Below are 14,341 nucleotides of genomic sequence, written 5' to 3' on the forward strand. Positions count from 1 at the left end.
TAGCCTTTTCACAAGCTTTTTTAATCCTATTTTAAATTTACTGCCTGTATCCAAGTCTTTGCTATGAGCATATTCCCCATCGTATTCATATGGACGCCATCTACTGTGAGCGGAAGGTCGCTCCTCGACTCTATAAATTGAACAAAGGCCTTATGTGCCGGGACAAGTGATGCGTTATATTTATTTGCTAGTCTGTTAACTATTTCAACATATAATTTAAGCCTCTGGTTGCCTTCAGACTGGCTATCTTCTTTAATCACCGTAGGCTCCATTAAAACCAGGGAAGCATTGGTTTTATTCAGAACATCTTGAATGAGGATTTCATACGTTTCCTCGAATTTCTCAGGTGTTACTTGATTGATATCAGGAGAATCAAATTGCCTTGCAACATCATTGATGCCGATGGATATGGAAACAATATCAGGGTGTAAGGAAATAACGTCTTGCTCCCATCGTTCTTTTAAATCAAAAATGCGATTCCCACTAATCCCTTTATTAATGATTTCTATATCCCGCTCTGGATAGCTGAGCTTTAAATAATCATGAAGCAACCGCACATAGCCAGTTCCAATCTTATCTTCCGTAGTGATTCCCCACCATGTAATACTGTCACCAATAAAGACAATTCGCTGTTTCATGTTTCCCTCCAATATTTAAGGTAAAAGCGCAAACCACCTGGATATCAATCATACTTAGCATAAATGTTTTACCCGCCTTACCTTTTACACTCCTTCTTCTGGTTCCACTTTACTAAATATTCATCTAATTTTTCCCGCACGTAATGCACATAAAACGAAATCATGGTGTATGGATCATCTATTTTTTGATTGGGAATTCCCGCCAAAGTTTCAATCTCTTTTTTACAATTTTTTAAATCTGCGATAACAAAACGATCCTTCTCATCACTTTCCATTTTTTCCGGATCAATAAGTCGTTGCGGAAAAAGGGGGATATTCCATTTCGACACTCCCGAGAGTACTGACTCCATTTTGCTAAGTACTTTTTTTACTTCATTTTGCTTCTTGCCGAATATAGAGTAAAAGTCTGCCTCAATATCCTCAAAAGCATCTCCCCACGCTGTGCGGGCAAAATAATAGCTATTCATTAACTGAAGTGATTCCCAAGGATATAGGTTATCCTTTTCGTTGGCATTTTCTTTGGGAACATAAGGAACGATAAGATTAACCATATTATCAATCCCCAAGCTGGAATACAGCTCCATATCATCTCTTACTCTATAAAACAAAGGAGGAAACAAATCACCCAACATAAAATGATCGCTATAATATTCAAAAATGGTTACCTGCATTTGGTTCGCTTTTGCACTATGACACCATTTTTGCAATGCTTCATAGGCCCTTTCTTCCTTGAAGAAGGGTTGCTTGTAATTCCTGCCCCAAAAAGCAAATAGCGTATTAACTGTCTTCGAGCTTTCCAGCTTATCTGGAAGCTCTAACATATCCCACGATAATCCTGCATTGTAGGCAATGTGCTCAACCTCCATTTCAGGCAGCTGTTTTTGAATTTGTTCGGTAAATTCCATATAGCGGGCTAAAAAATGCTGTTCACCTTCTATCCCAATATCAGCCGGCCATAAGGATATTCTGTTGATGGATTCTTTTGTATCATAATCTTTTATTTTATTAATAATTAGGCTCTTCCAGCTATCATCCGTAAAATCAACCTGTTCTTTCTGTGAAAGTGCTGTCCCATTTAATAAATAATGCATACTATGTCCGCCAAGGGTGATGGACAACCCTCGTTTCACAATCTCTTCTTCAACCGTACCTCTCACTTTGTCCCATAGCATAAAAGTAAAAAACAATTCATTGATATAATGCTTTCCTGCCCAGTCTATCAGCTTTAAAAGAAAGGCTGTGTCATCATGGTTTTCCACAACCAAACCTCTTCTTTTCATGAGTCCGCTATGGATCCTTGCCGGTTCGAATCTATGGGTCTGGCATTCTGCTTTTTCCTTCGATAAAAAACTGACCCACTTATAGCCGAAAAGTTTCTTGCAAGCATGATAGACACCAAAAAGCACGGATCGTGGATTTGAACCCAGAATATAAATCTCGCATTCTTTTTCCATGAGCTGAAAGGCATCAATGGAAGAGTCAGCTTGAAAAATCGGCTGTTTCAGCAATCCCCTTTCGACAAAATCCTGATCCAATCCCAGCACAAAAGACAAATGGGTGTGCAGTGGGACCATCTCTGCATACTTTTGCAGTTCTTCCTTTGCAAATTTCACAGGCTGTTCATTGTTTAAAATAGTACATTGAATAATCGGCACAGACACCCCTCCTTACGTTTCCTCTTTATCAAGAATAAGCAATGATTGGTCCATAACCTTTAAAAGGAGTCCTGAAAGGATGATCGCATTGGTCCATCCGCTTTCGATTACATAGGCCCCCCAGCCAGTATCACCATTATTCCCAAAATACTCACTGTGTTCCAAATCAAAGGAACGCATCCATCCACCATCAAATTCCTTACGCGGCGATGTAATTTGGATGTTGGAAATAAAACGGGCAAGGTTGTCATGCAATTTTTGGACGGCTGGGTCACCAGTTGCTTTCCATGCTTCCCAGGCATTCATGATTAAGAAATTATTTGTATATAACTGATCCGCAATCCCTTCCCCATTGAATCGGAAAACACCTGTATCCTCCATTCCATATCGCTCAGGGTTCGGATTGTCGCTTTCCTCAATTCCACCCAGTTCATGCTGTTTTTGGGACAAATACTCAATGGCCTCATATAAACCTTTATGAATGGCGGCATCCTTGGTAACGTCATACACTTGGGCTAAGGATAATAGGAACCTGCTGTAACCAGCTGTTTTACTGTACATAAACTTTAAATCTTCTTTATTGTCGAGCAGTGTTAATGTACCTTGATGGGCAACCTGGAGGAACTTTTCATCTTTGGAAACATAATAAGCTTGTATAAAAGCAGCATGGACGATCGCTTCAAAATGGGGATTCATGCTGGCTTCCGCTGATTGTTGAAAATAACCTTTGCCTTTCTCCATCAATTCCTGTTCCCGGATGCATTCCGGGCGCAGGCCATTTTTGTTTTGCGTGTCCAATAGAGCATACGCCGTTAAAAGCCCTCTATTTTTATATTCGGTGTTCCCTGTTTTTCGGTAAAGATATAAAAGGACAAGTGCCACCCAGCCATTATCATCGGAGAACATTTGATCCGGCTTCCTCTTTGGGCTGTGGAACCATTTCCAAAACCCATATGTAACTGAAGTAGGATCTGTATCCTGATAGCCTTCTTCAAATAGATAATTTATTAGATTAGCCGACCTTTCAATCCATTTACTATCCCCCTTATATTCACCATATAAATAAAACAGCATGGCTGAATGAGCATGACAATCCGGTCGAAAATCCTCGCTGATATTACTCCGGATGGAATGCACATTCTCATATATTCCGTGGCTTCCATCCTCCTTTGGTAAAATACCCGAGGATAAAAACCAGTTCATGCCCTTTTCCAGTGTTTCTTCCATATCGATTTTGTTTGATAGCTGAATAACCTGGTCTATCTTTTTTATTGGCATTTCGTAATCTATTTGCAGCCACTTCACGACTTTATTCCATAACCAGTTAGGCCGCAGCGTCCAGTTTTGTTCGTTGCCTAAAAAGGAAAAAGCAGAGAAGACCGCTTTCCCTTTTCCATGTTTCTTGACCACAATTCCAGGGTAGTTTCCTTGTGTTTCCGTTCTGTGGGTTTCTTTAAAATGGCCGATATCCAATATTCTCTCGGTATCAAAGGTAAAACCGGTTAAAAAGGGACCTTGCCATTCAAGCAGCCCTCCTTTTTCACAAAAGGGATTCTCCCTTGCAACAGTCAATTTTTCAAGACGCCGATAAGTCATAGCAAAATCCTGCTTGAATCCAAAAAGGCGGGAGGACGGAAAATCCTCGCAATTAATCAACTCCCCGTAAACTGTACCGCCCTGTTCCACAAAGGTCCAGAGCTTCTCCAGCATTTCATAGGAGAGTTTCAAGGGAATTCCGTCCTCGTTGCCGTTGATAAAAATAAAGCGGTATTGCAGGAGACTCTCATTTAGCAGTTGGTTGATATCGGAAAAGTAATTCGTGAAGTCCACATGACTCTTCATACGCAAACTTTTGTCAACAAGAGCGATCAATCCTATCCACTCCCTTCATACTTTATGGATTTGCGGCCATTCAAGTTCAATTCCTGCTTTCACTAATCGCGCCTGGAAATCCTTTAAGTGCTGCCTGTTATTTCTTACTTCATGCGGCCTGATTTTTTGATCGATACAGTAGGCGGCCAGGTGTCCTGCTGCTTCCCCAATATTCCATTCCACCGGATGCAGCCGGTAACAGCCATTCGTAAGATGGGTTGTTCCAATATTCTTACTGGCAGGAAGCAAATTTTGAACTCGAACCGGGATCAAGCTGCCAAGCGGAATCTGAAATGGAAATGCCGAAATGTCGATATATGTATCCAATCCAGTGCTTGGATGGAGGTCTAAGCGATAGCAGCCTATTCCTACACTATCCTCAAAATAAGTGGCAGAATCCTTTCCCGCTATTTCACCACTGATATCCTGTTCCTTTACCGTGAATTCTGCTTTGATTCTTCTGGATTCCCGGATGTATGGATACATGGCCAACCCATCCTCGGTGCCCAAGACATCTTTTCTCAAACGCAGACCGGAATACCCGCTGCCACCGTCCGGCCTTGGTGCTTCCTGTTGCATCCAGTACAGCAGGGATAAGCTCAATTGTTTTGCGTTGTGAATGTGCTTTTGCTTTTCTTCTTCTGTCACATCAATAATAGGACCTAACCAGTAATCATTTTGCGGCCAATTCACGATAGTAATGTCACTCAGAAAAGTTCCTGGCTCAAAGTTGGTTTGATCAATAACTCTGCGATAAGTCCATAACGAAAAACGGTTTGGCTCCTGAAAAAGTGAATACTCAATGGGTTCCAATGTATGCGGCACAAGGCCCCACCAGCTTAATTGCTTATTTGGCCAAAACTCAGCCTGATAATTCTTCCAAAATTCATATTGGGCAGGCTTTTCGATCGTATGGTCCTCACCCTCGATGTAATCCACAGCAAAGCAATAAGTAAAAGCCTGCATGTTAAGGGGCTCTGCCTCCCCGCGGAGCGCATGCTCTTCCCCTGTATCGGAATGGGATTCGGCTCCAATCACATACTCAACATTGGCAGCAGGCAACACATCGCCCATTTCGGTGGCATCCAAAAAATAAGCTCCCCTTAACAGGATTGATTGTCCTGTTACTGAATGTGAAACGGTAACGGCGAGCACTTGGTCTTCTACCGTTTCAGCGTCAGATATTTTAAATTCCGTCAACAAAGTGAGCTTTCCGCTATGCAGGAAAGGCGCCAGCATATCGTACAGCACCCTCAAAGCTACTCTCGGTTCATGGCTGATTTTGCTTACCAATGCATTTCCCGGATTGAATTGTTCGTTTATCCGCCCGCTACTCTTAACGGGAAAATGATGAAAATAATACTCCCTGACTTTTCTCCGGAATGCCCGATAGTTTCTCGTCGCTCCGAAGCTTTCAATCCATGGGTGTTCATCAGGCGGAACTCCCTGGCTAGTGATCTGGCCCCCAATCCACTTTGTTTCTTCCGTTAAAATGACCGTTTTTCCAGATTGGAGAGCGGATAATGCAGCAGCGCATCCGCCAAGTCCCCCGCCAATAATAACGAGGTCTGCATGTAATTCCTGAGAAGCTGTCATTTTATGCACCCCTTCCTTTTAGCACTGGAATGTTCCTCGCCAATAATGCAGCGCCCAGCATGCCGGCATCATTTTTTAAAAGCGCTTTTCTTGCAACCGGCGGCTGATCCGTAATCGATTGTAGTTCTTTAACTAAAAGCTCCCACCAATGATGGCTGGAATGGATTACACCTCCTCCAATGACGAAGAAATGTAAATCCAGTATATTTTGCAATGAAACAATGCCAACAGCGAGATTTTTAATAAAGCGGGCAACAACCTCCATAGCACAAGGATCCTTCCCGGCCGCAAGCTCGAATAGGTCTTCGGGACGGATATTTTTATGTGCCAATTCATTGTGCTCGTTTATATCCAGCGCTAGTGCAGTACCCGAAACATATTGCTCCCAGCATCCTTTTTTCCCACAGCCGCACGGCCTGCCACCTGGAATATAGATCATATGCCCAATCTCTCCAGCTCCGCCGTTCACTCCATGGAACAATTCCCCATTTATCATGATTCCGGCCCCTACACCGGTCCCTATCGTGATACAAATAAAATTCCTCTCTTGTTTAGCAGAACCTAGTTCCATTTCAGCGTAGGCAGCACAGTTCGCATCATTGTCCACAACGGTTGGCAGATGGAAGCGCTCCTTCACCAGCTGCTTCACCTTTGTTCCCATCCAGCCAGGCAAGTTCGCTGTCGCATAATGAATCGCCCCCGCTGCATCTACCCTTCCTGCAGTCCCAATTCCGATTCCCTCAATGTTCCATTCCTTTATAGAAACTTGTCTTTCAATAAGGGAGAATAGTTGTCCTGCTAAATCCCGCTTGTTTGTTGGTTCTTCAATAAGATTCAAGATTTGGCCCTGGGGATCCACTATACCCGCTTTTACCTTTGTCCCGCCTATGTCCACTCCAACCGTATTCAATTCTGCACATCCTTTACACCAGGAATTTCTTGCGTCATAAAAAATCCGAGGAATCAAGCTCCCCTTGATTCCTCAATATATTCAAAGTTTCACAGGTATTTTTTTCTCAAAAGACTGATAAGCTGCCAGTGCCGCTTCTGCTGCCTTTAATCCGGAATGTCCTGAGGCAAGCGGGGACCTTCCTTCCTTAATACTCGCAATAAAATCCTCAATAAGCCCGGCATCCATGTCATCACCCCAGCCAATCCATTTAACGCCATCTCTATCAGAATATAAATCGACCTTCTGTGAAAAGGCATCTACCTTAAGATTTCCTTTCGACCCGATGATGTCCAGGGTCACATCTCCCCAGGTTGGATAGGAAGCATTCCTTGACCAGCTGCAATCTAAGGTGGCAAACATTCCATTGGTAAATTCCATTGTAATAATCCCGCAATCATCAATAGGGAGATTCGTATAGACACTTCCTATTTCGGCATACACTTCTGCTACTTCGGCACTTGTGAACCATCTCATCAGGTCGACAACATGGACAGTATGATCCAGCACCGCTCCGCCGCCTGATTTGGCTTTATCGACAAACCAGCCGCCAGGATTGGTTCCGCGATTACTTCCTTTAATCGCCAAAATTTCTCCCAGCTTACCCTGGTCGATCATCTTTTTCGCTTGTTGAACCGGAGTATTGAACCGCACCGGAAAAGCTGTTCCTAATAAAACTTGATTTTGTTCACATACAGAAACCATTTCTTCCATATCTTTCATGTTCGTGGCTAATGGTTTTTCGCAAAGCACATGTTTCCCCGCCTTGGCGGCAGCAATCACATGCTGGTGATGGAGACTATTCTCAGATGTCACAATGACAGCATCAATGTCTGTTTCCAATAATTCCTGATAGTGTTGATAATAGGAGGTTTTGAACAATTCCGAATATTCTTTACCTCTTTCTTCGTTATCGTCCGCTATTCCAGCCAGTGTGATTCCATCCATTTCATTCAGGACAGAGGCATAGCTGCTTGCGTGCATATGGGCGAAAGAGATGATCCCAATCTTCATTACAGCTCTCCCCCTTTGGAGCCCAAGGTTACAGGTAAACCTGTTTTTAATGAGTGAATGGCGGCTGCCGAAATTTCCATCGCTTTATAAGCATCTTCTGCTGTTACAATTGGCCTTTCATCTTTCCTTAAGCATTGCAGGAAATGTTCAAGCTCTGTTTGATAAGGTGATTTTTTCAAAGGGCTTTGAGGAACAGGGACACCAGCTTCTTCTTCCTGTGGTTGTCTGATAGAGAGTAAAACTGGCTCTTCTTTTAAACTATCATATTCGATAATGCCGCTTTTTCCGGCAAATTCAAATTGCGAGGAAAATGTTTGATGGGCCCAGGTTCCTTCTACATGCGCAATCACTCCTGATTTGAAAACAAGAGTGACTAAAGCATAATCAAGGTGTTCAATGTTCCGGTCCGTAAGTCCTTTTGCAAACACTCTTTCAACTTCTCCAAAGGTCCAGCGCAGAAAATCGAAGTCATGGATGATTAAATCAAGGATTATCCCGCCGCTTTTCGTATTATCAGCATACCAATCGCTCCATCCGGCAGGGAAATTGCCTCCGCGCCTCGTACGAACCACTCCGATATCTCCAATTGTTCCACTTAAAACGAGCTCACGTGCTTTGGAGTATTGAGGGAAGAACCTGACAACATGACCAACAAATAATCTCACATTTTTCTGGTCACAGTAATTAATCATTTCTTTCGCATCTTCAAGCGAATAGGCCAAAGGTTTTTCGCATATAACATCAATTCCGTAATCGGCTGCTTTCATTACATATTCTTTATGCAAGAAAGTTGGCACACAAATGTCGATCACATCAACCTGTTCCAGATTCTCCAGCGCTTCTTCCATGGTTGGGAAGATTTTGGCATCATGTTGGCCGGTTAGTTGTGCAGCTCGTTCCTTCCTGATATCAACGATGCCAGCTAATTGGACATTCTCCATTGAATTATAGGAAGAAGCATGTTCCATCCCCATTGTTCCTGCACCGATCAATAATATCTTTTGCATACGATCAATCCCTCTTTCGCTAAATTCCCTACAGAATCCGGAAATTATATTTCCATCCAGCCATTGGCGATGACTTTCTTGTACCAGTAGTAGCTGTCTTTCTTGATTCGCTCCATTGTATGGAAGTCTACATAAACAAGACCAAATCGTTTGCCATAACCCTCTGCCCATTCAAAATTGTCCAGCAGCGACCATGCGAGGTAACCGGTGATATTGATGCCTGATTCAATCGCCCTGCTTACAGCTGTTAAATGCTGTTGATAATATTTGATACGATCCTGGTCATTGACTCTCCCTTCGGAAAGCTGATCAATGCAGCAAGCCCCATTCTCGGTAACAAATAATGGAATGTCTCCATAACGCTCTGCCAGATAATGAAAAACTTTATACAATCCGTCCGCATAGATCGGCCATTCAATATACGTCTTGTCATAATCAATCTCGATATTTTCAATATCCAGTAATCCCGCATCCTTTTTATAGCGGGCAATATTGCCTGAATAATAGTTAACGCCAATAAAATCAATTGGCTGATGAATAGCCTCAAGGTCGCCTTCTTTAATAGGAAGTTCGGCACCTTTCTTTTTAAACCATTCCACCATATATCCGGGATACTCACCCTTTATGATGGGATCGAGGAACCAGTCGATATTAAGGCCAATTTCCCTTTTGCACGCTTCCATATCTTCTGCTTTAATGCTGAATGGTTCCCTCCAGGTTGTATTGGTGGCTGTGCCAATTTCCCCTTCAACCCTCATATCCCTGAAAAGCCGGACGGTTCTTCCATGTGCCAAAAGCAGATGATGGGAAATATCAACAGCTAACTGCAAGTCCTGAAAACCTGGCGCATGAACTCCCTGGTAGTTGGATAAAAAGGCGGCGCATAATGGTTCGTTGATGGTTTGCCAATATTTCACTTTGCCATTAAACTCGTTAAAAACCGTTTTGGCATAAAGAATAAAGGCGTCAATGGTTTCCCGGTTCGCCCATCCGCCATCATCCTGCAAGGCCTGGGGAAGATCCCAGTGATAGAGGGTAAGCATTGGTTCAATTCCTTTTTCCAGCAGCTTATCAATCAGGTTATGGTAATAGTTCACGCCTTTAGGGTTTAGTTCACCCTTTCCATTCGGATAAATCCTTGACCAGGAAACAGAAAAGCGATACACATTCACTCCCAGCTGGTGCAATAAGTCAACATCCTCGGCATAACGATGATAGCTGTCACAGGCGATATCGCCGTTATCCCCATTTTTTACCTTGCCCGGGGTATGGGAAAAGGTATCCCAAATGGATAACCCTCTCCCATCCTCGGACACTGCCCCCTCAACCTGATAAGCTGCGGTTGCAGTCCCCCACTTCAACCCTTTTGGAAACTGTATAATTGGCATGGTTCCATCTCCTAAAAAGTCCAAATTCACGAATTAGATCATATTGCCTGCTGTGGCAATCCTGTGATAGAAGTGGTTGCCTAAAGAACCTTCGGGAATGCCCATGGGTCCATCATAAAGCAATCTCTTTTCTTCCAGCTCTTCAATGCTGTCAATTTTATCCTCAAGCCATTGGCCGATGCGAACCTCTGCGGTTTCCATCCTGGCGGCCAATCCTCCATAACGGAGGTCGATGACTTCCCAGCCAAATGGTTTATATAAAGAAAACCACACCTCCCTGTGCTTGCGGCGGAGAATTCCCACCTGCTTCCTCAATTCTTCAATCTCCTTTAAATGGGAACCCACTAAATCCTTATCCTTTTGATCGTATGCATTCTTCAGCTGAAGACCCATTTCGGCCTTCACACTCAGAACATTTGCCAATTGCCCGTAGAATCCGAACAAAAGGGAGGCCTTGGGGTTTCGTTCCGATGCATCCTTCAATTGGGGAACAAGCTGCTTGTAATGGGCATTCATATTTAGATCCCGGATATTTTCATCAAATAATCCAATCAGCACATCCTGCCACAATAAAAACTTGGAAGCATTCGATGACTTCAGATTATGTTTCATTACACCTGGCGTTTCATCCAATTGATTCAGAACGAGAAAATCGTCCAGGTGGCTGCCGGTACAAAAATGGAATCGATCCGCCAATTGCTTGTTATCAACTGTTTCTCGGTAGGTATGTTCAGCAAACAGCTGCATGACCGGCTGGGCAGTGGTCAGCGGGGTTTCTGCTCCATTGTCTCCCCATAGCGTGGTAAAGACTTCCTGAATGCCTTCCTTCTTACAGGCAGTCAAAGCAGCTTCTGTTGTCGCGAAAGCCCTTCCATAATTCGGTGAAATGCCATTCCAGGTCCATGCTCCGCCCGCAAAAACAGTGTCTTTCCCAAGCTCCTTATGCTTTTGAAAATACGTTTGGTAAAACTCTTCCTCCTCATGATAATAGTCCCAATAGACAAGCTGGATATCTTTTGGAATGGAGTCTATCGCTTCTTTCGGAATATCCAAATTTTCATCATAATATTCGCCAAACTTGGAGCCCAGGCGGAAATACATATCGCTCCAAATCATTGGTTTCAAGCCATGACTTTCAGTAATAGAGACTACAGAATTTAAGTGCTGATTCATAATCTCAAATCGATTCTTATATCCATTCAAATCCAAATAACGGCCGAGCCCAAGCTGAAAAGCTTCATCCATGCCAATATGGATCCGGTTTGACCGGAAAGGCTTTGAAGCAGCCTTGATCATGCTTTCGATAAATTGGTACGTTTTTTGCTCACCAGCCAATAAAATATCGGGGGTGTCCCTGATTTCTTCCGCATAGCCCCATTTCAAGGCCATCGCTAAATGACCAAGAGTCTGGATGCAGGGAATCATCTCTATTCCCAGGGTATCTGCATATTCATCGCATGCTTTCAATTCCTCTTCTGTATACCTTCCTCGCATATAGCCAAAATAGGGATAATCCGGAACTTCATAAGTGTCCTCCGTATAAAGCATGACCACATTTAATCCCATCATCGCCATTTGCCTTAGAAGTCCCTTTACCTCAGCTACTTTCAAAACGGCGTTTCTGGAAGCATCCAGCATAACCCCGCTGGTTCGGAATTGGGGATGTTCGGTCAGTTGAAATTCACCCTGTTTATTGTAATGTTCCAGCCATAAACCAATCGCACGATAAAAATGGATTTTTTCCTGAAAGAAGATTTCTCCCTTTCCGCTTTTATTGCTGATGTGGATAGGCCCTTCCCTTTGCGTAACAGCAATCGGAAAACCCTGATCATGCAATTGAATATTCAACTCATCCGACAAGAGCTGTAACCCTGTCAATATCGCATCAGTATCGCCTACCAGATTGATTTGCATAAAGATACCCCTTTCCATTGCAATACTTGCAATTTAGAGTTAATTAAAACCAGGTATTCAAAAAACAAATTTCCCTAGGATAATGGTATTTTCCACTTCTAATTCATTCGATAAAATGACCAAGTCTGCATCATATCCAATCGCAATCCTGCCTTTTCTATCATTAACTCCACAAACTGAAGCTGGATTAAAGCTCGCCATTTGGACAGCGTCTTCCATCGGGATGCCGCAATGCTGGACGGCAAACTGGAAGGCCTTATCCAGGGTCAGCGAACTTCCTGCAAGTTTCCCGTTCTCCAGGGCAACTTTCCCATCTTTTTTATAAACCATTTTACCGCCAATATGATGACAGCCATCTGGCAGCTGATTAGTACCGGTACAATCGGATATCAATGTAAGGTGATCTGCGCCTTTGATTCGGTACAATAATTCAATCATCTTTGAATTTACGTGAAACCCGTCTGCAATGATTTCACACTGCAAGTGCTGTAAATACAGTGCCGCAAAAGCTGCCGTCAGGTCCCGATGTGAAATCGGCCCCATTGCATTGAAACAATGGGTTATCCTTGACAGGCCAAATGGAACAGCCTTTTGGATGTCCTCAAAGGAAGCATCTGTATGGCCGGCCGAAACGGCCACTTTTTTATCATGTAAAAACTGGATCACTTCATTCCCTAAAATCTCTGGAGCTAATGTAATAATTCGAAGGATCCCTGCAGCCTCATTGACAAGAGCTTCAACATCTTTAATTGCAGGGACTGTCATGTACTCCGCTTTTTGCGCGCCTTTATATTTTGGGTTGACCCAAGGGCCTTCCAAATGCACCCCCAACAGGTGAGCCCCCGTCCTTTCTTCTTTTGCCACCTGTTTATTTAACAAAAGGAAGGTTTTAATATCATCCAATGAGGCAGTCCTTGATGTAGACAAAAAACCTGTCACACCAAAGGATGGGAGCCCATCCTGAATACGATAAAAACCTTCCTTTGTACCCATCATAAAATCGAACCCGTTAATGCCATGAATATGTGTATCAATAAAGCCTGGGCAAATCCAGCCTTCAGCTTGATAACAGGGAAGTTCCCGTCTCTCCTCTTCACGTTTCTTCCCGGCGAAAACAATTTTTCCGCCTTTGATCTCAATGAACATGTTCCTGTATATGGTTTTATCTGTAACGACATTTCCTTTTAAGTAATAGTGGTTACCTATTTCCACATGTAAAACCCTTCCATTCGCAGCTGTAGCTCCTATTCAAAAATACCACCTAGCCTCAGGAAGCGAGCAGGATTATTATGGATAGGAAATTAATTTCGTAAGAACCGCAGATTCCTTTTCCAGCAGTTTTTCAAATTCTTTGGGAGCTTGGTCAAGGTTCACTGCCTCTGTAATAAATGGGCTGACGTCAATTCGCTTTTCTTTAATCAGCCGAATATATTCTTCCAGATTCCTGCCTTCTGTCCAGCGGACATATTCATACGGATAATCAATCGCTTCCCTTTCATACACCTTGTCGTATCTTCCAGGTCCGCCTGCCCGGCTTATAAGCAATTCCGCTTCCTTTGAAAACATTAAATCCCGGGGAAAGTCAGGTTCGATATCACCAACGATAACGGCCTTTCCTTTATTGCGGATCCATTTTAAACATTCATGAGTCAGTGAAGAACGTTTCCCGCCTGCACATAAAAGAACCGCGTCCGCCCCTTTGGATCTCGTATGAATCCGGATCGCCTCTTCCAGCTCTTCGACAGTTGCAAAAGATTTAATATTTTCTTCGTGCAGCATTTCTGCCCTGCTTTTGGAAAGATCGTAGGCTATGACATTGTATGCAGCAGCATTTGCGATCTTGGCTATTAGCTGCCCCAGGACACCTAAACCGACGATAACAACTGTTTCACCAAATTGCAGGTTTGCGATGCGCAGTGCATGAATCGCTATGGCGCCAAGTCCGCCCAAAGCTGCCTCTTTAGGATCCACTGATTCAGGAACCTTGGCATACAAGGTTTTGGGGACGAGCAAATATTCATCATGATGGACGTATGGGGCACCATAACATGCAACCAAATCACCTTTATTTACATCAGTGATTTTACTTCCGCATTCAGCCACTTCACCCATCGCGCTATATCCCAAATGAACTTGTTTATTTTCACTATAGGAAAGCAAAGTTAGTTCCGTTCCTGGCGAAATGGCTGAATACATGGTTTTGACTAATATATACGATGGATTTGCTTTTATATCAGGCACTTCAGCTTCAATAATTTCAATTTTCCTGTTATGTGCCACAATTCTTTTCATTTAAAGTCCTTCTTCC

Annotated in this window: 11 protein-coding genes; all 11 read right to left on the reverse strand. The window is 43.2% G+C overall.

Annotation, left to right across the window (positions count from 1 at the left end; genetic code table 11):
- Window positions 1-26 precede the first annotated feature (26 nt).
- The gene (locus tag WQ57_RS00945) at window positions 27-638 is read right to left on the reverse strand and encodes an SGNH/GDSL hydrolase family protein (RefSeq protein ID WP_046521821.1); all 612 of its coding nucleotides are present in this window, start codon (window positions 636-638) and stop codon (window positions 27-29) included.
- 77 nt (window positions 639-715) lie between these two features.
- Entirely contained in the window at window positions 716-2,146 is a 1,431-nt protein-coding gene (locus tag WQ57_RS00950; protein ID WP_156183016.1) for a hypothetical protein, read from the reverse strand.
- A 159-nt stretch (window positions 2,147-2,305) separates the two neighbouring features.
- Window positions 2,306-4,135, reverse strand: a complete 1,830-nt coding sequence (locus WQ57_RS00955) for a hypothetical protein (protein WP_156183018.1) — start codon at window positions 4,133-4,135, stop codon at window positions 2,306-2,308.
- 45 nt (window positions 4,136-4,180) lie between these two features.
- Window positions 4,181-5,761: an FAD-dependent oxidoreductase gene (locus WQ57_RS00960; RefSeq protein ID WP_046521824.1), complete on the reverse strand. Its 1,581-nt coding sequence runs from the start codon at window positions 5,759-5,761 to the stop codon at window positions 4,181-4,183.
- Between the two features lies 1 nt (window position 5,762).
- Window positions 5,763-6,671 (reverse strand): ROK family protein, encoded by a 909-nt coding sequence (locus WQ57_RS00965; RefSeq protein WP_046521825.1) that lies wholly within the window; start codon window positions 6,669-6,671, stop codon window positions 5,763-5,765.
- A gap of 81 nt (window positions 6,672-6,752) precedes the next feature.
- On the reverse strand, window positions 6,753-7,724 hold the full coding sequence (locus WQ57_RS00970) for a Gfo/Idh/MocA family protein (protein WP_046521826.1): 972 nt from the start codon (window positions 7,722-7,724) through the stop codon (window positions 6,753-6,755).
- On the reverse strand, window positions 7,724-8,731 hold the full coding sequence (locus tag WQ57_RS00975; RefSeq protein WP_046521827.1) for a Gfo/Idh/MocA family protein: 1,008 nt from the start codon (window positions 8,729-8,731) through the stop codon (window positions 7,724-7,726). The genes WQ57_RS00970 and WQ57_RS00975 overlap by 1 nt, the downstream gene beginning before the upstream one ends.
- A gap of 44 nt (window positions 8,732-8,775) precedes the next feature.
- A complete protein-coding gene (locus WQ57_RS00980; protein WP_046521828.1) occupies window positions 8,776-10,119 on the reverse strand; it encodes a GH1 family beta-glucosidase in 1,344 nt (447 codons plus the stop codon).
- 33 nt (window positions 10,120-10,152) lie between these two features.
- Window positions 10,153-12,033 (reverse strand): beta-N-acetylhexosaminidase, encoded by a 1,881-nt coding sequence (locus WQ57_RS00985; RefSeq protein ID WP_046521829.1) that lies wholly within the window; start codon window positions 12,031-12,033, stop codon window positions 10,153-10,155.
- A 57-nt stretch (window positions 12,034-12,090) separates the two neighbouring features.
- A complete protein-coding gene (gene nagA, locus WQ57_RS00990) occupies window positions 12,091-13,245 on the reverse strand; it encodes an N-acetylglucosamine-6-phosphate deacetylase (RefSeq protein ID WP_084820103.1) in 1,155 nt (384 codons plus the stop codon).
- Window positions 13,246-13,320: 75 nt separating this feature from the next.
- Window positions 13,321-14,325, reverse strand: coding sequence for a zinc-dependent alcohol dehydrogenase (locus tag WQ57_RS00995; protein ID WP_046521830.1), 1,005 nt, complete (start codon window positions 14,323-14,325; stop codon window positions 13,321-13,323).
- Between the last annotated feature and the right edge of the window lie 16 nt (window positions 14,326-14,341).

Source organism: Mesobacillus campisalis (genome assembly GCF_000986785.1).
In the GTDB taxonomy this organism is placed as follows: Bacteria; Bacillota; Bacilli; order Bacillales; family Cytobacillaceae; genus Mesobacillus_B; species Mesobacillus_B campisalis.